This window comes from Paenibacillus sp. V4I5, assembly GCF_030817255.1.
GTDB lineage: Bacteria > Bacillota > Bacilli > Paenibacillales > NBRC-103111 > Paenibacillus_E.
Map to the genome: position 1 here is coordinate 6,853,954 of NZ_JAUSZB010000002.1, position 24,727 is coordinate 6,878,680.

21 protein-coding genes and 2 pseudogenes are annotated in these 24,727 nt (G+C 43.4%); 12 read left to right on the plus strand and 11 right to left on the minus strand.

Annotation, left to right across the window (positions count from 1 at the left end):
* Positions 1 to 117 precede the first annotated feature (117 nt).
* From QFZ78_RS33190 to QFZ78_RS33215, 6 genes and pseudogenes are all read right to left on the minus strand, one after another.
* On the minus strand, positions 118 to 327 hold the full coding sequence (locus tag QFZ78_RS33190; protein ID WP_171649783.1) for an alpha/beta-type small acid-soluble spore protein: 210 nt from the start codon (positions 325 to 327) through the stop codon (positions 118 to 120).
* A gap of 412 nt (positions 328 to 739) precedes the next feature.
* Positions 740 to 911: pseudogene (locus QFZ78_RS38695) on the minus strand (RsfA family transcriptional regulator); the annotation flags it as partial.
* A gap of 794 nt (positions 912 to 1,705) precedes the next feature.
* The gene (locus tag QFZ78_RS33200; protein WP_307553619.1) at positions 1,706 to 2,473 is read right to left on the minus strand and encodes an ABC transporter permease; all 768 of its coding nucleotides are present in this window, start codon (positions 2,471 to 2,473) and stop codon (positions 1,706 to 1,708) included.
* Positions 2,474 to 3,235, minus strand: a complete 762-nt coding sequence (locus QFZ78_RS33205; RefSeq protein ID WP_307553620.1) for an ABC transporter ATP-binding protein — start codon at positions 3,233 to 3,235, stop codon at positions 2,474 to 2,476.
* Between the two features lie 14 nt (positions 3,236 to 3,249).
* A complete protein-coding gene (locus QFZ78_RS33210) occupies positions 3,250 to 4,116 on the minus strand; it encodes a pentapeptide repeat-containing protein (protein WP_307553622.1) in 867 nt (288 codons plus the stop codon).
* 15 nt (positions 4,117 to 4,131) lie between these two features.
* Entirely contained in the window at positions 4,132 to 4,461 is a 330-nt protein-coding gene (locus QFZ78_RS33215) for a PadR family transcriptional regulator (RefSeq protein WP_307553624.1), read from the minus strand.
* Positions 4,462 to 5,029: 568 nt separating this feature from the next.
* Here QFZ78_RS33215 and QFZ78_RS33220 point away from each other — a divergent pair.
* Positions 5,030 to 5,338, plus strand: coding sequence for a hypothetical protein (locus QFZ78_RS33220; protein ID WP_307553626.1), 309 nt, complete (start codon positions 5,030 to 5,032; stop codon positions 5,336 to 5,338).
* 528 nt (positions 5,339 to 5,866) lie between these two features.
* Here QFZ78_RS33220 and QFZ78_RS33225 read toward each other — a convergent pair.
* Positions 5,867 to 8,491, minus strand: a complete 2,625-nt coding sequence (locus tag QFZ78_RS33225; RefSeq protein ID WP_307553627.1) for an FIMAH domain-containing protein — start codon at positions 8,489 to 8,491, stop codon at positions 5,867 to 5,869.
* A gap of 1,283 nt (positions 8,492 to 9,774) precedes the next feature.
* On the opposite strand from QFZ78_RS33225, the gene QFZ78_RS33230 reads away from it, so the two are divergent.
* The 5 genes from QFZ78_RS33230 to QFZ78_RS33250 all read left to right on the plus strand — a co-directional run bounded on the left by QFZ78_RS33230 (position 9,775) and on the right by QFZ78_RS33250 (position 15,769).
* Positions 9,775 to 11,112 carry an ABC transporter substrate-binding protein gene (locus tag QFZ78_RS33230; RefSeq protein WP_307553630.1) on the plus strand — a complete coding sequence of 446 codons (1,338 nt, stop codon included), beginning with the start codon at positions 9,775 to 9,777 and terminating at the stop codon, positions 11,110 to 11,112.
* Between the two features lie 202 nt (positions 11,113 to 11,314).
* Positions 11,315 to 11,527 (plus strand): cell wall hydrolase, encoded by a 213-nt coding sequence (locus QFZ78_RS33235; protein ID WP_307556004.1) that lies wholly within the window; start codon positions 11,315 to 11,317, stop codon positions 11,525 to 11,527.
* A gap of 364 nt (positions 11,528 to 11,891) precedes the next feature.
* Positions 11,892 to 12,593 carry a response regulator transcription factor gene (locus QFZ78_RS33240; RefSeq protein WP_307553632.1) on the plus strand — a complete coding sequence of 234 codons (702 nt, stop codon included), beginning with the start codon at positions 11,892 to 11,894 and terminating at the stop codon, positions 12,591 to 12,593.
* The gene (locus QFZ78_RS33245; protein ID WP_307553633.1) at positions 12,571 to 14,760 is read left to right on the plus strand and encodes a sensor histidine kinase; all 2,190 of its coding nucleotides are present in this window, start codon (positions 12,571 to 12,573) and stop codon (positions 14,758 to 14,760) included. The genes QFZ78_RS33240 and QFZ78_RS33245 overlap by 23 nt, the downstream gene beginning before the upstream one ends.
* A 784-nt stretch (positions 14,761 to 15,544) precedes the next feature.
* Complete coding sequence (locus QFZ78_RS33250; RefSeq protein WP_307553636.1) at positions 15,545 to 15,769, plus strand: hypothetical protein; 225 nt, start codon at positions 15,545 to 15,547, stop codon at positions 15,767 to 15,769.
* 271 nt (positions 15,770 to 16,040) lie between these two features.
* On the opposite strand, the gene QFZ78_RS33255 is transcribed toward QFZ78_RS33250, so the two are convergent.
* Entirely contained in the window at positions 16,041 to 16,475 is a 435-nt protein-coding gene (locus tag QFZ78_RS33255) for an Hsp20/alpha crystallin family protein (RefSeq protein WP_307553638.1), read from the minus strand.
* A gap of 126 nt (positions 16,476 to 16,601) precedes the next feature.
* Positions 16,602 to 16,745, minus strand: coding sequence for a hypothetical protein (locus QFZ78_RS33260; RefSeq protein ID WP_307553640.1), 144 nt, complete (start codon positions 16,743 to 16,745; stop codon positions 16,602 to 16,604).
* A gap of 495 nt (positions 16,746 to 17,240) precedes the next feature.
* Here QFZ78_RS33260 and QFZ78_RS33265 point away from each other — a divergent pair, with 495 nt between their 5' ends.
* Positions 17,241 to 17,870 carry a class I SAM-dependent methyltransferase gene (locus QFZ78_RS33265; RefSeq protein WP_307553642.1) on the plus strand — a complete coding sequence of 210 codons (630 nt, stop codon included), beginning with the start codon at positions 17,241 to 17,243 and terminating at the stop codon, positions 17,868 to 17,870.
* A gap of 253 nt (positions 17,871 to 18,123) precedes the next feature.
* On the opposite strand, the gene QFZ78_RS33270 is transcribed toward QFZ78_RS33265, so the two are convergent.
* Positions 18,124 to 18,732, minus strand: a complete 609-nt coding sequence (locus QFZ78_RS33270) for a TetR/AcrR family transcriptional regulator (RefSeq protein WP_307553644.1) — start codon at positions 18,730 to 18,732, stop codon at positions 18,124 to 18,126.
* 199 nt (positions 18,733 to 18,931) lie between these two features.
* Here QFZ78_RS33270 and QFZ78_RS33275 point away from each other — a divergent pair, with 199 nt between their 5' ends.
* The 5 genes from QFZ78_RS33275 (at position 18,932) to mraY (ending at position 22,482) form a co-directional block, all read left to right on the plus strand.
* Positions 18,932 to 19,507, plus strand: coding sequence for a cysteine hydrolase family protein (locus QFZ78_RS33275; protein ID WP_307553646.1), 576 nt, complete (start codon positions 18,932 to 18,934; stop codon positions 19,505 to 19,507).
* Between the two features lie 100 nt (positions 19,508 to 19,607).
* Positions 19,608 to 19,844 (plus strand): hypothetical protein, encoded by a 237-nt coding sequence (locus QFZ78_RS33280; protein ID WP_307553648.1) that lies wholly within the window; start codon positions 19,608 to 19,610, stop codon positions 19,842 to 19,844.
* 519 nt (positions 19,845 to 20,363) lie between these two features.
* Positions 20,364 to 20,732 carry a DUF4180 domain-containing protein gene (locus tag QFZ78_RS33285; RefSeq protein WP_307553649.1) on the plus strand — a complete coding sequence of 123 codons (369 nt, stop codon included), beginning with the start codon at positions 20,364 to 20,366 and terminating at the stop codon, positions 20,730 to 20,732.
* 183 nt (positions 20,733 to 20,915) lie between these two features.
* On the plus strand, positions 20,916 to 21,152 hold the full coding sequence (locus QFZ78_RS33290) for a hypothetical protein (RefSeq protein WP_307553651.1): 237 nt from the start codon (positions 20,916 to 20,918) through the stop codon (positions 21,150 to 21,152).
* 370 nt (positions 21,153 to 21,522) lie between these two features.
* Entirely contained in the window at positions 21,523 to 22,482 is a 960-nt protein-coding gene (gene mraY / locus QFZ78_RS33295) for a phospho-N-acetylmuramoyl-pentapeptide-transferase (protein WP_307442823.1), read from the plus strand.
* A 977-nt stretch (positions 22,483 to 23,459) separates the two neighbouring features.
* On the opposite strand, the pseudogene QFZ78_RS33300 reads toward mraY, so the two are convergent.
* Positions 23,460 to 24,536, minus strand: a pseudogene (locus QFZ78_RS33300) (IS110 family transposase).
* Positions 24,537 to 24,727: the final 191 nt, after the last annotated feature.

Genomic DNA, 24,727 nt, shown 5'->3' on the forward strand with positions numbered 1-24,727 from the left:
TATAAATAGTATGAATATCAATATACACTACTTCACAACGTAAAAAAGACTACAATTCACCTTAGGAGAAAAAGGGTTTGTAGTCTTTTCGTGCTTGCTTGCTCCTACATCAGAGGATTAGCGTTGGAAGCTGGAAAGTTGTTGCTCAGCTATTTGCACTAATCTTTTTGTAATATTCCCACCTATTGCACCAGCATCGCGTGTGGCGAGGTTTCCGTTATATGCATTTGGTTGGAATGGAATTCCAAGCTCTTGAGCTATTTCAACCTTCAATTGATTTAAAGCTGCCTTTGCTTGTGGAACTACTAATGTGTTGTTATTAGCCATTTATGCAACTCCTTCTCTAGGTGTAATATTAGGATGTGGAGTGTAAAGAAATCTTATACATTTAAATTTACTGAAGTTAAATTCCTAGCTCTGTTCATGATATTGAGAAAGGTTTGAATATCATCTGCTCCAAATTGATCATTAGTTTTTGCTGTATCAGAAGTTTTCGTTTTAGATTTCAATTCAATTATTTCACTCTTAAGTTTTGTATTCTCTTGCAATAATTGTTCAAATATATGTGCTTGATCTTTTACTATATTGATAATTTGTCTGAATGGATCATCATATTGCTGCGAGGGGTTATCAGATGTTGCTGAACTAGATACAGTAACAAATACTTCTCTTTTCTGTGCTTTTTGTTTACTCCTATATGCTTTTGCTACTAAAATTTCGTTTTCATACTTTTTTCGTATTTCTTTATTCCAACGAAAACCACAAGCTGCAGGGGTTCGACTTATTTTTCTTCCAGTTTCTTCAAATGCTAATAACTGAGTACTTCCAGTTTTAATATGGTTTATCACGGTCTCAGCTAGAGTTGCGTCATGGTTATCATTCCAAGCATCTTCGCGCTTCTTATCTTTCAATTTAACTCCACCTTACTTCAATATATTGTTGTTATGCATTCTTGCCTATGATATTAAATTTATTCAAAGTTAATGTATAAAAGACCCACATAGCGTATAGGGCAGGATTTATTTCAATCATTTGCTTTTAGAGCTGCTGTTAACATATAGAAGATATAGTACAGGACGCACTTGATGAATTAAAGAAATTTGAAGAATACATCGACATTTTGAGTTGACGGAGAACGATAGCTCAATAAACATCAGGAGAAGGCTGCTGACATCATATCTTAAGAGTGGATAGCTCCTGCCGTATGAAGAAGGAGACTGCAAAAATGAGTCGTAAGGCATAATAAAAAGCACCACTTGGGTGCTTTAAGCTGATCTGATATTTCGGCACTTAGGAAATGCACTGCATCTGTAGAATTCACACGTAGACCCTTTCCTTAGATCCACATTGCCACAGCGCGAGCAGATACGTTCTACCTGAGGCAGCCGTTTCTTTACAGCTAGGGCACTTGGGGCTGCGCCGGGGTATTATTTGAGAATCATCGTAATAAGTTCTTCACGATTTATTTAGTCGGATTCCGTTGGAATTTGCGCGTCAAATCGATGCTATATGACATTTTTTTAACATGAGCGACCACAGCCCGATAACTCGGATAAATACCCTCTTGATGTAAGTCCAGTATAAATGATTATAACGACATTCGTACTTTTACACTGCAAATCAGTTGTGCCCTTATATAGTTATAGAATTAATTCTTCAGGACTGTCTTCTCTTTTGATCAATTCAGAAAAAGCTGTCTTTTTTTTCACACTCGTTTTTTGTACACCCTCATTGCAAAGAAATATGCTATGAACAAAATCCCGACGCACCACGCAAGAGCGACCCATATATCATTACCCACCGGCTGATCTGACAGTAGCGCACGGATGGCTTCCACTATCGAGGTCACCGGCTGGTTTTCGGCAAAGGCTCGAACGACCGAAGGCATCGACTCGGTAGGCACAAACGCCGAGCTGATAAACGGCAGGAAGATAATCGGGTAGGAAAAGGCGCTTGCCCCGTCCACCGACTTTGCGGACAGTCCGGCAATTGCCGCGACCCAAGTTAATGCCAATGTAAACAGCGCGAGTATGCTGGCTACTGCAAGCCATGACAGTATCCCCGCGGACGAACGAAAACCCATAATCAACGCTACGAGAATGATGACGAGAACCGATATGGCGTTGGATACCAGCGAGGTCAGCACATGCCCCCAAAGTAAGGTGGAACGTGAAATCGGCATGGAGTGAAACCGCTCGAATATGCCCCGTTGCACATCAGTAAACAGGCGGAAAGCCGTGTAGGATATACCGCTAGCAATAGCAATTAGTAGTATACCAGGTAACAGGTAATTCACATAGTTATCCGTTCCGGTTTGAATTGCACCGCCGAACACATAGACGAACAGCAACATCATCATGATCGGCATAATGGTGACCGTGACGATGGTGTCCATACTGCGGGAAATATGGCGCATGGAACGTCCTAGCATAACGCCCAGATCGCTGAAGAAATGTTTCTTTACCGTCTCCATTTATTTTCCCTCCTTTTTGCCGACGATTGCGAGGAATATCTCCTCTAATGTCGGCTGTTTTTCAACATACTCAACCTTCGTGGATGGGAACAGCTTTTTTAGATCCGAAAGCGTGCCGTTAGCAATAATTCTACCCTCGTGCAAAATGGCAATTCGGTCGGCAAGCTGCTCAGCTTCTTCCAAATACTGAGTGGTCAGGAGTACCGTCGTGCCACCGTCGGCAAGCTCCTTGACAATCTTCCAAACCTCGATACGCGACTCGGGATCAAGTCCAGTGGTTGGCTCGTCGAGGAAAATGATCTGTGGTTTTCCCACAAGGCTCAAGGCGATGTCGAGCCTGCGGCGCATACCACCCGAGTAAGTAGACGCCCTACGGTCGGCGGCGTCTGTCAAGCCGAATCGTTTAAGCAAGTCATCCGCAACCTGACGCGGATTTTTGAGGTATCGAAGCTTGGCAATCATGATAAGATTTTCCCGTCCGGTCAAAATTTCGTCCACGGCGGCAAATTGCCCGGTCAGACTGATCGCCTGCCGCACATTCTCGGGTTTTGAAGCAACATCGAATCCGTTTACGGTGGCGCTTCCGCCGTCTTGTTTTAGCAGTGTGGTGAGGATTTTGACAACCGTTGTCTTGCCCGCTCCGTTGGAGCCAAGTAGGGCGAAAATACTACCTTTTTCAACCTCAAAATCCACGCCTTTTAAGACTTGATGTTGCTTGTAGGATTTTTGCAGCCCAATCACTTTAATTGATTTGTTTTGCATAATCTTCCCCCTCCTTATCGAACAGTAACCTTAGACAAATCGGCCCCCATGCCCTTAAGAGAGGCATATGTCAACTTATCCATCATCGCTCCGTCAAAGCAGATGGTTTTGATGCCACGGTAATACTTATTGGTCAACGAAAAGAATGCCTGAAAAGACACATTCTTGAGTGTAGCGCCTCTAAACGAAACTTCTTTTAATGCCGACTTGTCAAACTTAACGCCGATAAAGGTTTGCCCGTCTAGACGCAGCCCGCTCAGGTCGGAATCTTTGAAGATCACGCCGTCAAAGATACAACCTTCAAAGATTGTTTTTCTAAGGTCGATCTTGGTTAGCGTGACGTCGGTCAGTTTTACGCCTGTGAATTTTGCTCCGTCCAGCCCCGAAGTGCTGAAGTTGGTACGTATAAGGATCGATTCATTGAAGCTCGCATCCGAAAGGTCTAGGGCGGATAGGGTACAGTCAGTCAGATTCGCGCCGTCAAAATTGGCTTCACGTGCGTCGCTGGCCTTAAACGAACTGCCGGTCAAGTCTGCGCCAGCAAAGTCGGAACCGCGTAAAGCGCTCGATGTAAAATTTCCTTTATGCGCAATAACGCCCGCAAAGTCGCTCATTGGCAAGTTGCTTGCGCTAAAGTTTGTCACTACTTGCCGTTCTAGCGAGCGGGAGAGGTTGGCGACCTCCAAGATCGTTTGTTCGATGTCGCCGATGCTCTCAATGGTCATCTTAAACGCTGTTTCATCGTCTTTGCCCTCGGCTGTCAGTTCACGATATCGCTCCTGCAAATCCGAGTGCAGGTCCGCCTTTAATTCGGTGACGCTTTTTACCCCGTCATATGGCGTGAAAACGCCGTTCAAATAGTTCGTCAATTTCGGATTCATCTCATCCAATCTCCTTTATAATAAATTTTCTAACACACGCTTCGAATACTCCCAATTGCTTTTGTTGCGGGCGTAAGTACCGATGCCTTTTTCGGTAATCCTAAAATACTTGCGCCGTCCGCCCTGAGATTCATCGCCCCAATACCACTCGATATCGCCGTCTGTTTCAAGCCGCCGGACGCTGGAGTACATCGTGGCTTCCTTTAATTCATACTCGCCGCCCGAGCGCTCGGCGATCAGTTTGACAATTTCGTACCCGTAGCGGTCAGCTTCGGATAACAGACGTAAAATCATCGTATCGGTATGTCCGCGAAGCAAGTCGGATGTAATTTTGTTCTCGCTCATTTCATCACCTCCGTGTTTTTATAATACGACATACTACTGTGTCTGTCAAGGTAGTGTTTTAAATAAAATACTTTGTTTGAAAACATAGTATACACTTTCGCTGAAGGAGTAAGTCGTGGAGAAGTTTCTGCGTATAAAGAACATAAATATACCGATGCCCACTCCGACTTATACATCGGTGTAGGCATCGGTATAAATGTAGTAATTTGCGCAATATAACCCTCAACTTCCGAACAGACCTTGGACCTGAATACCATCTTGCTGTCCTACATGACTATGACTATATCAACCACAACCGCGCATAGAAACTCGTCGAACTTTTCAATGATCAGTAGGCACGGGATTAGATTTCACTAATGAAGGTTTTTCGAGCATCCCAGAATATATAACCTACATATAAGAATTTATAGTGCGGCGCGCTCCGCAAAATGCTACTGTATTTCGAATTATTTGGCCATGGAATCAGTTTGAAGAGGTAGTCAAAGTATGGCAACGATGGGCTCCTTTTGTAAGTACCAAACTGGGCAGCGAGTTATCTATTGGACCGAAAAAAGGCGGCAATGTTAGCATGTTAGAGCTGTATCTTGGGTCTAAAAAGGAGGCTCTCCGCCTATTAGAACCTATTACGAGCGTCGGTACTCCTACAAAAGATATTCGATTGCTTCCCTACACGAAAGTCGTGAAATTTATGCTAGCTCCCGATCCAGTACTTACCCAAAAGTTCAGCAATCAATTCTCCAGCGGTTTCGGCAGGCGCCCTTTCCCGGACAAAGCGTTTAAAGCTATGCGCGAGTTTTTAGAAAAGGCAGAGGGGAATACACCTGCGGGGTTCTATTTTCCTCAACTGGGGCGGTGCTGTGAGCCGCGTCTCACCTAGAGCTACCGCGTTTTATTGGCGGAATGCGGATTACTATGTTGAATGGAATAGCTCATGGGTTAAACAATCAAATGCCGCTAAAAACATTGCCTTAGCTCGGGAAACACGCCGGAAGATACAGCCGTATATTGTAGGTTCCTATATTAACGTACCAGACCAAGGGATTAAAAACTCCGGCTCAGTTTACTATGGCAAAAACTATGAAAAAGTTAAGGCAAGTAATCAGTATGTTTAAATATGATGATTATATGATGAGAGTCGAACAAGGTAAAATCGGATTTATTTATGACAAAACCGAGGGACGGAAGATGTTAGTTTAAAAAAGGGGACAGTTCGCCGCAGCCGGCAACTGTCTCCTTTTTTGGTTTAAAGAAGTGCAGTGAACTGATAAGAAATTATTTTGACAAGAACTTTATCTCATATTCTATTGCCTATTTGTTGTTTGAAGAGGCCGCCCTCTTGGTTTGCTTAACAATACCACTTATATCGCGCTGCAGGGCTTAGCCACCATTGGACGGCTTAAACCCCTTACGTCTGTTCCAACCGATTCAAGAACAATTCGGCATAATGGCTCAAAGTGAATTTTGCCTCGGTAGAAATATGCTTCTGCATGTTCTCTTTGCCGAGCTCTTCCAGGTATTTTTCCAAAAACTTAATCGCCTGATTATTCGCGCCCGTGTCAAAATGATGCTTTACTTGCTTCAGGCTGTTGGTCAGCTGAGAAGCGAGAGGACCTGTTAAATCACTGGTTGCCTTAAACTGATCTGTATAGTTCTCCAAAACAGTCATTAGCCCCGGTGTGACTGTAATGCTATTGGATGCCTTGGATTCTCCGGCGGCGTTCTGGGCCTTGATGTAATAGGTGTATTCGACGCCAGGCTCGGCCGTGCGGTCGTAATACGTTTGGACCTTGGCGTACCCCAGGTTTTCGACTACACCGTTCGCTTCCCTGTACACATTGATCTGGGTTTCCCCGCCGTGGGAGGTCCAGATGAGTCCGACGAACGTTTCTCCCACCAGTCCGACCGTAAGGTCGGAAGGCGCGGCGGGCACGGGCATGGAGACCCGCAGCTCATCCGTCAGCGCCGTTTCGCCCATTTCGTTTACGGCTGATATTTTGTAGCGGTAGCTCGTATTGCTCACACTGATGCTGTCATCGACGTAGGAGGTCGAGGTGACGCTGTCTATTTTGACAAAAGACTCCTCGCCATCCGCTTTTCTGTAAATGTTGTAGTTTTCCGCTCCAGCTGCCGGATTCCATTTGATTGCAACAGAAGAAGTCGAAACCTCACCGGCCATCAGGCCTGCAGGCACCACGGGCAGGATCACCGGCGCCTTCGTCGTCGCTGCCACGCTGCCGGACGCTGAGGATTCACCGCCGATTCCCGTCGCCGTCACTTTGTAAGAATAGGAAGTGGAAGGATTCACCGCCTTATCGGTATAGATGGCGACAGAAGAAGTGCCTATTTTACTGTAAGTAACTTCTGGTCCAGTCGCTCTGTAGACGTTGTAGCTTATCGCACCCGCCACTGGCGCCCATTCCAGCTCGACGGAAAGACTTCTAGCCGCCGCTACGCTTAAGTCCGACGGCGCGGAAGGCGCAGGCTGCGAAGCGTCAAAGGTGAACAACTCGACCGCACCGGATAGCGGAGATTCCCCTCCGGCGTTCAAGGCTGATACCTGATAGCGGTATGTGACACCTTTCTCCACAGCTGTGTCTGCATACGCTGCACCTTTGGTGCTGCCCACTGCTTTATACAATGGTTCCTTGGAGGAGGAACGGTAGATTAGATAAGCGTCCGCTCCGCTCACGGGCGACCAATTCAGCAATACGGCGGGGCTGTCCGCTAGCTCGCCTGTCAGATCGGTAGGAGCAGCCGCAGGAGGTTCGGCTTCCGGATTCACCAGCTTCAGGATCACAAAATATGGACATTTCGACGTGTCATTGTTCGAGCCCATGACGACATGGGAGCCTGCGGCGTAACGCTTTTTGTAAAGCTTGTACGCCACCGGCTGACTGTCTGCGATCGACTCTCCCGTATTCTCATAATTGGCGGTCAGCCAATTGGGCTCCGTCGTAATCCTCGAATCGTAAGCGACATACACATCGGCATCTGCTGCTAAATAGAAGGAAACCAAATCGCTGTTCGTCGCGCTTCTGGAGGCTACGGCTGTGCGGATCCATTCCTGGCCCTTCAAGTGCTCCGGCACAGACTCGAACTTGTAAACCTTACTGCCGGTCATCCGGTCTCCGAACACGATGTCTCCTTGCTGGAGATCGTCCTGAACCGACCAGTTCGCCGCATTGGTGCTGCCGCTGCTGCTGTTGTCGTTAATAACGACATTTCGGACCATGTCTCCATCGATGCTGGCCACCGGCTCCGGCTCGGGCTCCGGTTCAGGCTTTACAGGCGGCGGAGTAAACGGAGGTCCGGACCATGTCGGAGGCGTCTTAGGGTAATGAGCCGGGAAGCCGGGAGCCGCTAGCTCGTTCAGATATTCTTCCAGATTCGTATAGCCATTCCCGTTACCGTCGCCGTTCCGGTCCTCCGGATCAGCGGGATTCAGTCCGTTCGCTAGCTCCCACGCATCAGGCATGCCGTCCCGGTCCTGATCGGAAGGTGCTGCGGCTTGCTCGAGCGGCGGGAAGCCGCCCATATCATTCTCGTTTCCGATGATCACGCCTGTCTGATTCCTTACGCTGTTAATGACCCGCGTATCGACCGCATCCCGCACAAGGGACGAGCCGGTGTAATTCAGAATATGCTCATACGCTTCTTCCGGAGCCTGGGTATGAACGAGAGGATATTCGAAACGCTCTGGCACGATGACACTTGGTTTTTCCCTCTCGATGATGCCGGTCCCGGCATCCGTGCCGTCGAGCAGGCCGTTTTTGTTGCTGTCAATACGGTTGTCTTTGAGATACACCTGATAGTTCTCGTTGCCGCGAACGACGGCATACTCGGGATCCGCCGAATTTTTGCCTGCGATAAAATAATTCCCAACCACATTCCCGTAGCCCTTGGTCCCGGATTCGCCGCCAGCCACATAAGGAAAGCCGCCCCAGTTGTAAACGATGTTGTTCACGAAATCGATTTGGCCCTTCGTTTTCGGATTCCGGTCGTTGTTGTGGGCATAAAGATTGTGGTGCATCGTGATCGTATTCATCTCGATCAAGCCGCCCATCGAGTGGGTGAGAAGTCCTTCGGAGATGATGGACCATTGAACAGTAATATTTTTGGAGCGCGGATTGTCGTAATCTTTGCTCTTGATAGAAAGCACTTCATCCGTCCCCCAGGAGAAAGTGGAGTGGTCGATAATGACATTCTGGCAGTCTTCAAAATACATCGTATCGTCGTTAAAGCTTAAATTCCCCATGCGGAAGCGCATATAGCGGATGACGATATCGCTCGAATCAATGAATCGGATGTTGTTTCCCCGGATGGTTACGCCGCTACCCGGCGCCGTCTGGCCTGCGATCGTAATGTGGGATTTGTTCCTCACCACGATCTGGGGAATCGTGATTTCCCCGGAAATGTCAAAAATGATGGTGCGCGGTGTATTGCTGGCCGTCATGAGAGCATCATGTAAGGTGCCTGGGCCAGTAAGCTCGTAGCTCGTGACATGATAAACCTCTCCGCCGCGGCCACCTGTGGTCGCATAACCGAAGCCCTCCGCGCCCGGAAAGGCCGAGAGCAGGGAATTGTCGGCCCGCGCGGCCGGCACGTACGGTGGGTAAATCGATAAAGCCATAAACAAACATAACATCAGTGCCAGATAACGCTTCATTTACTGCCTCCTCTAAAATCTGTAATGGATAGTTTGAGGGTAAAGACTCGCATGTTCTGCCTCCTTTTTTGGATTTTTCGTAAATACATGTTCATTATAGTTAGCGCTTTCACACGGTGGCAATCAATCAATAAGCCACAGAGTGCACAAATTAAGGATTTGACGGCGGATGTTGGATTGGTTGATGCTGGGAAGGACTGGATTGTTGAACATTTATGTCAAAAGTGATAGGGGGAGTACCAGCGTGCAAAGTACTTTGATATCGTAAGAGAACATAACTGGAAGCATGGGGAATACGAAGGGGGGGGTTATTATCATAGGAGTATGGGGTTAATAAACAGTAGACACTTTCCTTTGGATACTACTTTTAAAATATTATTGCGCTGTGATGATGCAACAAACAACCTATAAATATGAACTATCCCCCTAATGAATGTGCAATTATTACATAATAGAGTAAATCATATAAGATCGCCAAACGAAAGGTGGCCACAGTCGTTTCTTTTTAATTGCAAATTGAAGCGCTTACATGGATGGAGGTGAAGCAATTATCACAATGGCCAAAGGCGATGGCAAAAGGAGGGCGGTACCTATAATTTTACAAGTAACAGCAACTTGCTAAATTTATAAGGGAGGTTTGGAGAGGTATGAGAAAGTTTCCTAAAGTATCTATATTGATTGCTTTGGCATTCTTAACCGTGACGGGCTGCGAATCTGAATCTACAATTTCTGGCCAAAACCCGGTAGTTAACCAAACACCTGAATCGCCAGACAACGAATTATTCATCTTTACAGGGGATCAGCTTTTTAACAAACGTTATTTAAAGGAAGAAAATTTCGACCTGCTCATCGGCCAGTTTATCAAGAAAAAATTTCCGAATATTAAAATCAAACACGTTCAATGGGATAATCCCGGCAGACAGTATCAGGACTTAGTCGCTGCAGGAACGATTCCCGATATTATCTTCGAGGATGCCCGCCGCAACACGTACAGATCGATTCGAAAATATGATTTGCAATGGGACATGACTGATCTAATCAAAAAATACAATTTCGACACCAACAAATTGAATCCAGCCATGATGCAGCAATCGATGAACACTTCTGATGGTAAACTGTACTCACTGCCATTCGAAGGAAGTGATTACTTGTTGTTCTACAACAAGGATATTTTCGACAAGTTCGGTGTGGATTACCCCAAGCCTGGCATGACATACGATGAGGTATATGAATTGTCTAAAAAGCTGACGCGCCAAGAGGGGGACATTACCTATAAAGGCTACCAGCAGCATCCTGAATATTATATGACGTATAACCAACTTTCGGAGCCTGCTCTCGATCCTAATGAAGACAAGTCAAGCATGGTATCGAGCAAATGGGTACGGGTTGTAGACAACCTCAGGCGGTTCTATGACATTCCCGGTAACCAGTTCACTACAGTTAAGGACTTCCCCAAAGGCCACATAGCCATGGCAGTGGATGTGGAGGAAAGTATCGTCGATTGGAGTCAAAATAAAGACTTAAACTTCGATGTCTCTTCGGTACCCGTATTTCCGGAAGCGCCCTCGTACAAATATCAACCATACTCATTGGGAGCATTTATCACGAAACAATCCACAAAGAAGGATCTTGCGTTCCAGGTGCTCGCTTATCTTCTTTCGGAAGAGGTTCAAATCGAACGGGCAAAGCAAGGCATCAGTTCTCCTTTGATGAGCCCAGTCGTCCAGCAGGCGTATGGGCAAGGTGTACAGCAATTGAAAGGGAAAAATCTCCAATCGCTATTTGCTTTAAAGAATGCGATGCCTGCTCCCCGCAAACCGGACCTGACATTTATCGATCCTAAAACATCGATGGTTTTCCCTTTAATCTGGAAGGAATCCAAAGATAGCCAAACGGCGCTGCGGATGATCAATGACGTCATGAACAAAGCAATTGAAGAGTCAAAGGCTCTTCAAAAGGATGGTGTAGCAAGTCCACACCTGTAAGTCCTAATGTTGCTAAATCCATAATGGAGGTCGAGTCAGAACAGTGACGGAGCATATTCGGAAATCGATTTTCCGGATCATATGACTGCCTATGGACATTTCACCATTGGGAATGATACTGATGTTCTTCCTACTAACGGAATAATCGATGCTAAGTCCATTCATTTATGCTAGACCGATTGGAGAAACGGCCAGTTACCGTATGAACGGATTTGTCATCACAATAGCAGATTTTCGGTTCAAGACATACATCCTCATCCTATCTTCAGCCACGACTAATCGAGTTCAGTCCGAAAAATTTCCTGATTCCATCACTGAGGTTATTCATCAGCCAGGTCAATTTTCAGCCATTGATGATGGCCAGTTTAACCTTAAATCAAATTTGTCATACTTGGACGAGAAAATAAAGCCCTAGACTACCGTTGCGAATCGCTCCATCCAGCGGTAGAGTAGAAAAAAGAACCGTCAGATCATCCTGACGGTTCTTTTTTTCTACTCGAACACACGCTTAGCAGCTCGATCTCGCTAACCACCTTTGTTTCAGGGGGAGTGGCTATAGATCGGTTTTGCCTAATTAGGGAGGCATGCCAACTCATCATAAAACCGAAGCGCCTAATTTATGGTCCCGTGTTACACTAAATAGACAATCACAGCATATCTACCATGTCTTCATAAATTCGTAAGATTTATCGTCGATATTTTGTAAACTTTATCATTTATCATTAGGCTTGTTTGGTAGTAACAAGACTGAGAACGATAAGAAAAAAGGGTGAATGAACTTGAGGAAATACCAGGTGCTCGTTGTCGATGATGATGCCGACATTCGGGAAGCGATCGAAATTTATTTGAAAGGTGAGGGCATCGAGGTCTGCAAAGCACAAAATGGCATCGAAGCATTGCGGGTGCTGGAGGAAAAAGAAATTCATCTGATCATCCTCGATATCATGATGCCTCAGATGGACGGTATTCAAGCGACGTTCAAAATTAGAGAGAGTCGCAACGTCCCGATCCTGATGCTTTCCGCCAAAGCGGAGGATACGGATAAAATCCTCGGGCTGAATGTCGGCGCTGACGATTACTTAACCAAGCCCTTCAATCCACTTGAGCTGATCGCCAGAGTAAAGTCTCAGCTTCGACGATACACGACACTTGGTCATTTTGGAGCGGAAGAACCAACAAGTGAGGAGCTGCGCGTCCGCGGACTTGTTCTCAATACTGTGACCAAAGAAGTCACAGTCGACGGCGAGGATGTGCGGATAACGCCAACAGAATTCAAAATTCTTGAGCTGTTGATGATGAACAAAGGCCGCGTTTTTTCCATCGATGAGATTTACGAAAAAGTGTGGAAAGACCCTGCCTGGGGCGCTGATAATACGGTGGCGGTTCATGTGCGGAGAATCCGCGAGAAAATCGAAATCAATCCGAAAGATCCAAAATATTTGAAGGTGGTGTGGGGTATTGGCTACAAAATGGAGAAGTAAATCCATCTCTCTCTTACTGCTTGGCTGTGCTTTTGTAATTTGGACCTTGACCTTATTTGCTGCGGCGAATGTTTATAAGAACAGCGTATACTTTGGTCAAGATTCCTATTTTAAAGGATCCGCATTCAGCAGGGAAATCAGTTCCATTTATCGGTTCATTCAACAGCATCATCTGGAGTCACCCAATTTCGCAGATAAGACGCCAGAGCAGCAACTCGGCAGAAATGATTATAACAATCTTAAGCAAGAAGCCGAAAGAACCGTTCATGAGAAGCTCAATAATGTGAACCGGAAATATAGCGATCGAATCAACGCAGCTCGTAATAGAAGCGACAATGCCGAAATGGACCGACTTGATGCCGAAAAAGAGACCAAGATCGCTGAATTGAATAAAGAAAAAGACACTGTCTTTGAACAAAAGCTAAAGACTGCTGTAGCAGCCAAACAAAAAGAATTTGTTACAGCAAAAATGAACCTGGATAACCGCAAAAACTCGCTTTATTACGCTCTTAAAAATTTAAGCAGTGGCGAAACGTACAGTAATATCGATCAAGATACGCTGCAAAAAGCGTTGGATAGTCAGGATATTATATACACGTTAAACCTGCCAAACACCGAAATGATGAGCAGAGTTTCTAGCGACATGAGTTACAACCAGATCAAGGGAACTTTCTATATTTTAAACCCGACGCAAGGATCGGGCATTATTCAATCCGACTACCTTTCCCATCTGACCAAGAAGCAGCACTCCATGGAGACCGTCTACTTGCTCATCGCACTTTTGATCGTCACGCTTGCCTTAAGCTTCTATTTGAGAAAACAGCGTGCCAATGATATCGCACTAACCGATGTCAAAGCAGGTGTAACAAAACGATTCCCTCTGGACGTTCGCGCCTGGTGCACCTTTATTGCAACGGCTGCACTGTTCGGCATCTCGATGGATAATGACATTTTCTACCTGTCTCCGACTTTTGTAAGCTTGTACCAAATCTTCGTAGTAGCGATATCCACTGCACTGCTGGTCATAGTGTTTTACGGCATTCGCGGCGCTATCTCCTTGATGAAAAATCCAGAAAAGCGCGCCGAGCAATGGAACAGCAGCATAACAGCTTCCTTCTGGCAAACGGTGAAAGAAGCTCTTGAGCAGCGAGGCTTACGGTTCAAGCTGCTAGTGTTCATGGCGATCATCGGGATCATGGGCTTCCTTCCGGTTTGTGTGGCTGCATCTGAATTTGAAGACGTCGTTGTTGTTTTTGCTTTTGCTTGGTATATCATGTTCATCATCTTTGTACTTCCTTATATTATGCGGAAGGTGAAACAGCTTCGCAAAATCATCAAAGGTGTGGAACAAATGGCTAATGGGGATTTTGGCGTGACATTGCCTGCAAAAGGGAATGGCCAATTGTCCCGAATGGCGACTCATATTAACAATATGAAGCAAGGCTTGCAGCTATCGCTCGAAAAGCAGCGAGTGAGCGACCGGCTGAAGACAGAACTGATTACGAACGTTTCACACGATTTGAAAACGCCCTTAACATCTATCATTAATTTTGTCGATTTGCTCAAAAATGAGAGCTTATCCGCCGAGCAATCCTCGCATTATATTGAGGTGCTCGATCGGAAGACGCAGCGGCTGAAAGTACTCATCGACGACTTGTTCGAAGCGTCTAAAATGGCAAGCGGAGCAACCGAGCTATTTTTGGAGAAAGTCGATGTTGCGGCACTGCTTAATCAGGCTTTAGCCGAGTTCAGCGACAAAATTGATGCATCCCCACTCAACTTTAGGGTGAATCTGGAAAAGCCGCACATCTATGCGCTGTTAGACGGTAAAAAAACATGGCGCGTCTTCGAGAACCTAATCTCCAACGCATTGAAATACGCCATGCCGGGAACCCGGGTCTATGTCAACTTGACAGAATCCGAGAGCAAAGTCGTCTTGATCATTCAAAATATTTCCGTCTACGAGTTTAACTTCGACGCCCGAGAGCTGTTCGAACGGTTCAAACGCGGCGATCAGTCCAGACACACGGAAGGCTCCGGACTCGGCCTAGCCATTGCCAAAAGCATCGTTGAGCTGCAAGGCGGACAACTGAACATTGAAATTGACGGCGATCAGTTCAAGGTCATAACTGTATTTGAAAAAAGACTCGATGAAAGACAGGAATAACCAAGCCACACGCTTGATCCGCAGTTCATTTCCAGATTTCCTTTCATAATCAAGAGATAATGAGCATATCAGCAGAAAGCGGCTTTTCCCGAACCGATCCGAATGAACAAGCGTTATGCTGTTCCCTGTGCTGGATGCGATGTTTAATGGTATATATTCAAAAAAAGCTAAATCAAATCGCCATTCGCGAATTGATTTAGCTTTTTTATAGGCCTAATGCAATTTGCCTATGATGATTATAGAGAGCGTGAGCTCTACTCTACTGCCCGTTTATTGGCGCTTATGAGTCTAATACTTTATTTTTCAAGTCTACAAGTTTATTTCCAGACTAAAGCTATATTTTCTATCTACATCTTTTCTTATTGAAGTGACTGGCAGTTTAGCGTGGTGGCTTATTCTGATATGGTAATTATTTACTTTTTGGAAATCCAGTGCATTGATCATCACTTATTTTCGCTTGACCTTATCACTGACGTCAGGGTTTAGAATGAGATTATCTCGAGTAGAAGAAGGGGATACAACTGAAGATTTAGGGATTTAGTGGAGCGGAACGGAACGGAAGCAGCAGCCCAGTGTACGAGATAACTTTACTCCGAGTATGCGAATGTTGGGATTACAGGAATTCCATTCGTGGATGTGACAACCGGTAGAAAGGAAGGAACGTCATGTAGCCGCTAAAGTATTTGGAGACGCATCGATCGATAAATGCCGCATCCGGTTTCTAATGGCCTAAGAGTGTGAAAATTAATGTGTATAATCTAACTGGAAAGGAAGAGAATGCTTTATGGATATTACACCACAAGAAGAATCCATGATTAAGGCTTTCCGTGAGACTGACTTACCACCTTTATTTGTGCTCATACGAGTCAGAAATGATATTGCAAATGACATTGGAAATGTCAAAGAGAGCCAAAGAGATGTTATTGTTAAAACATTAGAAAAATACATCGGCCCATTATGGGAAGACTATCATGAAGGGAAAAAATCACATTCTAAAGAAAGTCCTTAACGAACTAATATTAACAATGCGGTGCCTACAAACCGGGGTAACTTGAGGCGGCAGCCGGCTGCTTAGAATTCTAAAATGAATAATTTCGTTAAACATAAAACATCTCCAGGTTAGGCGATGTGTATATGTTTATTTAATATTGCTGTCGGGTGACAAGCATATTGATAAGAAATTAGATATTCTATCCAGATAAAAGGATTCATTGATCGGCATATGAAATAAAAGCACAAAAAAGCCTGTAAAAAATCGTTACAGGCTGCATCAAAATTTATTATTGAAATTGAATATCAATTGGTTTATGCGTATCTTTTATTACTTTTGGCATTCTGACTTCAAGTACACCATTTTTATAGGTTGCAGCTGTTCCTTCAGCATTTACCAATGAAGGTAACGTTATTGAGCGCTGAAATTTACCTGAAAAACGTTCTTTTCTGTGCATTTGATCTTCTCTTAAGTCAGTAATATTTTTAATAATACCATGGATAGTGAGAAGGTTATCATCAATATGGATATGAACATCTTCTTTACTTTCAAGACCAGGGATATCGTAATGTACCACAACTTCCTTTTCATTTTCGAAGACATCAACGCGGCTGTTATATTCAGAAAGGAATCCAAAACCAGTTTTAGCATCATTAAAAATTTTGTCTAAACCAGTTTTCCAACTATCTAATTGGCGAAAAGGGTCAAAGGGAGATAAATTCATGAATAGTCCTCCTTGTAATTTTTTTACTGTAGATATGTTTTACCAAATAAATGGGTTTTATGCAGTCATTAAAAGAAATATTCATGTGGAGGCAATTAAGAAAAACAGAAGAAAATGAAAACTAAATTAACTGCGTATCAGGATGTGATGATGATTACATATTGGCCCGATAGGTCCTTCAACACCTAGTCGATCATGAATAAAGTCGGCTGTTTCCGCCATACCTTCATAAAAATCGTTTTCATCGTCATTTTTCCCTTTATTAGCCAAGCTTGAACACCTCCATAATTTATCGAAGATAGTTTACACAGAATTAGGAATTTTATCCAAACGGTTTATCCAAAGGTGGCTACGGCATGAATGTGTAGCAATGAGAATTTTTGATAATCCAACCGATAAAAATAAAGCAATTCGTATTTACGTAGATCAATATGAAAACAGGTTGACTATATAACATCGCCAAAAAAGGCGGTGGTTTTTTACATTAAAAAGGGGGTCGAGCGGGAATGAGATAAAGTTCTTGTCGTAGCAAATGTCCGGCGACACAAACATGTGCGCATAATCGCGAATGAACTCGGCCCGTATAATCGATACAACACGGTTATTTTTTCCAACATATGGTACTATTGCTTTGAAGAAAGATTGATAAACCTTAGACAAATTAATGGGGAATCCTAATTTATTGGAGTTTAGGCTTATAAACATTACTTTAGCGTCAAGCAAGATAGCATCCCAATTAAAAAAAGACATAAAGGAGATAGAGATATGACGGAATTCTGGGAATCAAGTTTTATAGAAAAACAAACGATGTGGGGATTTGAACCTACAGACTCCGCAATCGTGACAAAGGACTTTTTCCTTGAAAGGAATGTTAAGGACATACTAGTACCAGGTATTGGATATGGCAGAAATGCAAAGGTTTTTATTGAGAATGGAATAAATGTAACAGGTATTGAGATTTCAAAAACAGCGATTGATTTGGCGAGGCAAAACGGGCTTGATATTAGTATTTTTCATGGTTCAGTAACTGACATGCCTTTTGATAACAAACTCTATGACGGTATATTTTGCTATGCACTTATTCACTTATTGAATAATCGTGAGAGAGATAAGTTTGTTAAAGATTGCTATAATCAGTTAAAGCCAAATGGATATATGATTTTTACAACTGTTTCAAAAAAAGCCCCAATGTTTGGAATGGGTAAACAATTGGATAAAGATTATTTCGAGATAATGGAAGGCGTAAAAATGTTTTTTTATGATTCTGACTCCATAAAACAAGAATTTGAAAAATATGGACTGGTAGAGTTTTCAGAAATTGACGAGCCAAGTAAGAACATGAATAATAAACCTCCAGTAAAATTTATAATTGTAAAATGTAAGAAAAAACTATAAAGATAATCATATATTTTCAACACTTTTCTAAACACAGCCTTATAGAAAAAAGAATCCCACTGAGTACGAAAAAAAATAGTCATTACGGAGAACGATAGTGAAGGAACTTGCCTCGCGGCAGCTCCTTTTTTTTGTTCATTCAAGTGACGGGCAGGATAGTTCAAAATCAATTGCGGGGAACCGTATCACAAGTAGAGCGAAATTTAGGCCTTAACCGCTTGAGGTCTCGGGAGTCGCAAGCGGTTATTATTAATTACCCGCGAAGACCGTCGCATAGGATCGACACGACGCGGTCCGGGAAAGTCTCGCCGTCCCCGGTAGCCTGCAAGATGCCGATAAGCAGGATTTTGATATCCTCAAAGCGAGCATCAGCCCGAACGGAGCCGCTTTGTTGGGCGCGAGCGAGAAGATTGTCAATCCCTCGCCAAAAATCCTTCGCAACCTCCGAATGTCCAGCGTCTATATTCAGACTGCTAACAAGGGCATCGGTGATCGCCTTGTTTGAAATCCCCTCGCGTATGATTCTTGCAAAATAATAAAAGAACGCTTCGCCCGGATCGTCGTGGTAAAGCAATTGATTTGCTTCTTCGATAAGACGCGTTTTGTGGCTGACAATGACGGCCCCAAACAAATCTTCCTTGGTCGGGAAATGCCGATAGACAGTGCCCACGCCCACACCAGCACGTCGGGCGATTTCATCCATCGAGACGGAGATGCCTTCGGTCGTAAAAACCCTATGGGCGACATTGAGCAGCTTATCCCGATTTCTTTTGGCATCTGTACGCAATGCTTTCTCGGGAGGCGTGGCGATGACGGAATCTGTGGTGATACCGTCATCAGCTGAAATATTCTTTTTAGACATCTTGGGATAACACCTCTTTATAAATATTACATCACTGAAGATTTATTGACAAACGGAGAGTGTTCTCCGTATAATCATAAACGGAATGAGTTCTCCGTTTATGACGGGGAGGTAATTCGCGATCGATTCAGTGTGACCCCCGAAATGTTCAAACCCGAAGGTCGTAATTGCAATTTAATGAAAAGGAGAATAAAAATACATGCAAAATTCACCGAGCAAAAGCGCGCTGTTGGTCATGGATATGCAAAACAGCGTTGTATCGCGGTTCGTAGACAGCGAGAAGGCACTGCTTCCGTTCCAAAAGGCTATTGAAGCCGCACGCAGTCACGCTATTCCCGTTATTTACGTACGAGTCGCATTTCGCGCTGGTTATCCCGAGATTAGTTCTAGAAACAAAATGTTCGCAAGTATTGCCAGTCGGGCCGGAAAAGCGGCGGCTCCGGAAGCGGCGATGCAAATTCATGAATCCGTGCAGCCTCGGCCGGACGAGCCGATTGTGACCAAACTTCGAGTGAGCGCGTTCGCCGGAAGTGACCTTGAGGTAATTCTTAGGTCCCGCCAGATCGACACGCTCATTCTCAGCGGTATCGCCACAAGCGGGGTAGTTCTATCGACTTTACGGGAAGCAGCAGATAAAGACTTTGCACTTACGGTCCTTTCGGACGCCTGTATCGATGCCGACCCCGATGTTCATCGCGTTCTAACCGAGAAGGTGTTCACCCATCAGGCTGAGGTGGTGTCTGTCGACGCGTGGGTTGCTTCTTTATCCAACTAACTCACGATCGTTGTGCCCTCCAACTCACCTTCGTCTCCCAGCATCTGGAGGGCGAATTTACCCATGAACTGAAATTTGGGACCAGTATCCAGAGGTGAGAATGACAGAAGACAAGACGAGAAATTGGAGACTTGAGCAATTGCTTTACAAGCAAAAGATGAAACAGGTTGTAGAATATGGAGCATTATTTGACGAGTGTGTCGAGGCGTTAGGGGCAGGAACAGTATTACTATCAGTAACAAAAGTGAAGGGATATATGATGTCTTCAAAGTTCATATCCATTCACACTTTGGTCTCGGATAGATTGGATGAAAATAAAATTCCAAAATATCAATGAAAAATGTAAAAGAGATCACGGAGAACGATAGTGAAGGAGCTTGCATTGCGGCAGCTCCTTTATTGTTCATTCAAGTAAACGGGCAGTTCATTTTAGCAGGTACTAGAAGAAGATAGTACTAATTAAATAAACCCAATTACTGTATAGTTTGTTGTAAGGAATTTGAGAGTAAAATCTAAAACATTTAATTATTCCAATTGAGTCCATTCTTTTTACGTTAAGAGTGGCTTTTTATATGATAGATATGTAAATCCTTATGATTCCATGATTCATTGCGGTGAGTCGTAAAACAAGTAAAAAGTGTATTCAACTACCATGAAAGAACTGATTAACTTTCATGCTCTGTGGTGCAGTGCAAGAGATGCATGGATGGCTAACGGGAAACAATAGTTGAACAAAACAAGGAGCAGTTCTGCCTCGAAAGATTCTCCTTGTTTTTAGTAAGCTAAAGGGCAGGATGCTTTCAATATGTGTTAAATAGTGGGACAGAAATCTACGATAGTATAGGGGAGACGCATAATGAATATAAGGGTTGATCAGCAAAATGATTCTAAGGTAGCCATTGTAGAAAGTTCCGATATAATAATACGAAATGTCCAGGATGCTTTGGACTTAATGGCGTCCATTAAATTTAATCATGATAGCTATAAGATCGTTGTTCGCCAAGCCAACATAACGGAGGATTTTTTCGAATTAAAGACAAGATTAGCGGGTGATATTCTACAGAAGTACGTGAACTATCATATAAAGTTGGCGGTTGTAGGTAATTTCAAAGTTTATAACAGTAAGAGTCTTAAGGATTTTATTTACGAGTGCAACAAAGGGGAACAGGTTTTCTTTCTTGAAGATGAACAGTCAGCTATTCAAGTTCTACACGCATTACGCTAACGGAAACGTTAGTTCAATAAACATAAGGGAGAAGGCTGCCGACAGCAATGGAACGGCAGCCTTCTCAGCTAAACGGACAGCATCGTAACTCACTATTTATTTGATTGAACATACTTAGACTGAGTAAATTCCCGAAATAATAGGCAGTGCTAATGGAAAATGATTTCCAGAAGGTGAATGCTTATGTTTTTCCGGAAATTCGTAGTAACGATTGTATTCTTAATTTCGGTATTTCAACTGGCTGATCCAGTTTTTGGTTCAAAGCAGGTGCCGGCGAAAGTTTCATTTATGAGGGATGGCAACGTGTGGGTATTTGTGAATGGTACGGAGATTCAGGTGTCGAAATCGGGAAAGACGATGGGCCCGGAATGGTCAGTTGATGGAAAGTTAATCTCCAGTTATTATGAGATGTTTTTGTAATATTTTCTCATCTTCAAGGCAGCAGCTTAAATCCGTATAATACTCGTATCACACAGAACCCAATCCCCATAATTAAGCATCATCAAACGATGATGCTTTTCTTATGCTCTGAGAACGTGTAGGAATCATGGCATAGTTTCGGGATTGAGAGAAAGTCGTCAATAAAATAGGAAAGATATTCCTTTGAAGTTTCTCTTTTTTTTATTCATTTTTTTCATGTAACATTAAGTTATTGCGAGAAAGTTGTAAGAGTTTTAAAACGAATATTAAAAGGAGGACTGAAAAAATTAAATTTCCTCTACAGGAATATTTGTCCAATAAATTAATGTATAATATCCTATGCCTGTACAAAAAACGATAGGGGATAATCATGCTACAATCAACCTTAGGTATTTCCACACTTTCCTTTTTTATGGTCGCACTTTTATGTCCCATTCTTATTTGGGGGCTACGGACGTTAAAACTTACCCAACCAATTAGAGCGGAATTACCTCCTGACCATCAAGCCAAACGTGGAACTCCGTTAATGGCGGGTCTTGTACTTTTAACAGGCATATTAGTAACCACTCTGACCAGACCAGACCCATTAACATTATTCCTTAATACCACCTTCATCTTATTCAGCATAATAGGGTTTATTGATGATTTTAAAAAGGCTTATTTTCAAGACCCTTCTGGTGTTTCAGGAAAAACAAAGCTAGTCCTTCAGTTTACTTTTACTGGTGTACTCCTTTGGTATCTGATTAGTACATATTCCCTTAGTCCGAACATAACAATATTTGGTGATTATTCATTAAAACTTCCCTTTCTATTTTACTTAATAATAATGGTGCTCTTTATTGTCGGTTCAGCAAATGCGATTAATTTTACCGATGGATTAGATGGTTTACTTATTTCTGTAGCTATTCCAACATATTTTTTCTTCTTTATAATTTCTGACAAAATAGGCGTTCAAACATTCTCATTGGTAATGATTGGTTGTTTATTAGGATTGTTTTTCTATAATATATATCCTGCTAGAGCCTTTATGGGTGATACTGGTTCTTTGGCTATTGGTGGTTCTTTAGCTTTTATGGCTATAATTGAAAAAGTTGAGATATTAATTCCCATCTTATTTTTTATATATTTATCTGAACAACTATCAGTTATTTTACAGGTTTGGTACTATAAAAAAACCAAACTTCGTATTTTTCGTATGGCACCTATCCACTATCATTTTAGCCTGAAATATGGTTGGAGTGAAAACAAAATTGTTATGATATTTGGCTTCATTTCATGGGTATCTACTTTGATATGTTTGTTGTTATGGAAATTTATGTTTTTAGAATAATAGATGTAAAGCATCTAAGTCCCGTTCGGATTGGGCAAATCCCTTACTGCTGCGGATGATATCAAGTAATCCACGGATAAGCCAGTCGATGAGTCAATAGATTAAACTCAATTGTTATTGCACTAACGCAGAACGTATGTTTAATTTTGTTTTGGAGGTTAGTGTTTAAACAGATTCCAATTTGCTGAATTTGTACATCTGAAAAATACTGGATTTTGATGGATGTCAGGATTGAGAGGGAGTTTTAAATGCCTAGGAGGGAAGTTTCAGCTGGTGGGTTGCAGAAGAGACCAATATCATTGGGAAGATAATTGAGCCACTTTCAATTATCTTTTATAACTATGAGCATCCAGAGCATGGATTAGTAAATAAAGAAATCCATTATTTTTTGGTCGAGGCTTCTCAGAGGGCTCTCAAAGCACAAAACGAGGAGATAAACAGCGTAGATCGGTTCAATACTGCTGATGCCTAGATGCAACAATGTCAGAATGGTTATGACAACAATATTGAAGTACTGCATAAAGCTCTTGAACGCTTAGGAGTCAAATTATAGGTAATATTTCAACAAAAACGATAGTTAACAATAAGAAAAAAAATGGCTACCGAGGATTGCTCGGCGGCCTATTCCGCTCCCTCGGTATGATTTGATTTTCTCACTCAAGCTCGCGTATTCGCAAAGAAAGAGAGTTCATTTGGTAAGTTTATTCGTTAGAAGGTGTGCGGGAACAGAGGTGGAGGTGGCCTCACCCAATTAATTCCATATGCTGCACGTATTCTCCACGATGCCCTTAGCGATTTTCACTCCCATGTCGGGGCGGGTCTAAGCCCTCTCATTCCTTCGTCACATCTATCTAAGGGGTGGAGGTCGGTCTTTCTAACGGAACGGGTCGGTGCCCTTTTGCGTAACATATCCCGATACTCTGTGCTTTCTTTGTCCTCCTGCGAATACGCCAACTTAAGTGAGATATGGTCTAGTTTTAAGCTGCTATTACAAGGATTTTATTTGGGTTGTATGCTTCCTGACTGCGTGCCATCCCAACTAAAAGTCGAGCTAATTTACCGCATAACTTCATGATAGACTTCATTTTTTTAAGCTTTTTAACTTGGACGTTATGGTGATGCAAAGCCTTAAATTCTTGGTTGCTCATGACCATGCACATCGTAATTAAATAGAGAAAATGTCGAAGGCGTGGACGCCCTCGTTTATTCAATGTCATCTGACCTTTACATTTCCCCGAGCTTGCTTCGGTCAGATTAAGACCTGCATGACGCAGTAGTGTGTTACCGTGGGCAAAACCGCTTAGATCACCTGACTCCCCTAAAACGCCAGCTAAAGAAATAGCACTCACACCTGTAATCACAAGGATCTTGCCCGCATAGGGGATACGATCAAGCACGTCCTTGACCTCGTTATCAATTCTATGAAGCTGCGTGTTGGCTAAGTCATATTCCTCAAGAAGATGGTTAAGATGGAGCTTGTAAGCGTGTGTTGCCTGCTTGGAACCAACAGTCCGCTTGGCCAGTTCGATGAGTAATTAGCCCTACGCACACCTGAATGCCGTTTCATGGACTTCTTCCAACCCGCAATAACATCAGTAGACTCTAATTTACATAAATCGGTGGGGAGAGGAAACAGGCGAAGGGTTACCAATGCACCCTTGCAAGTTAAGATTTTAAAAACTTGTCTAAGTTCAGGGAACACAATGTCTACCCAGCGTGGATCTGATTCACTGCACTTACAAGTCGTTTAACAACCGTTTCTCGATTTGCAATCAGGAGCGAAGCTCTTCATATTCTGCGGAATGGAAACGGACAGGTGAATAATAGCCGTTTTTGACCATGTCTGCAATTACAAGGGCATCCTTTTTATCACTTCTAGATCGAGTATTGCCGCGGTTTTCTTTGTTCTTCTTGACCAGGTGAGGGTTAACAAGTACGAAGTTAACGGCTCTAGCAACGTGGGTCTCCTGAGCGATATCTACACCGACAACAAGGTGATTAACGGTAATGTTTTCAATGAGTTGATTTTGTTTGTATTGTGACTTAAACTTCATAGTAGAGCGACCTCCTGATGTGGGATTTTAAGGGCTGTAGACCCGTTACTTACTCCCATCGTACAGGAGCGCTCTTTTTTATATTCAAAGTCCAAATTATTCGTTCCACAGGAATTCTAACGCATTTTGAGTAGAGAAGAAAAGGCAATAGGGCGAACTAACCGTCCTTTTCTTCATTCCACGATTAACAG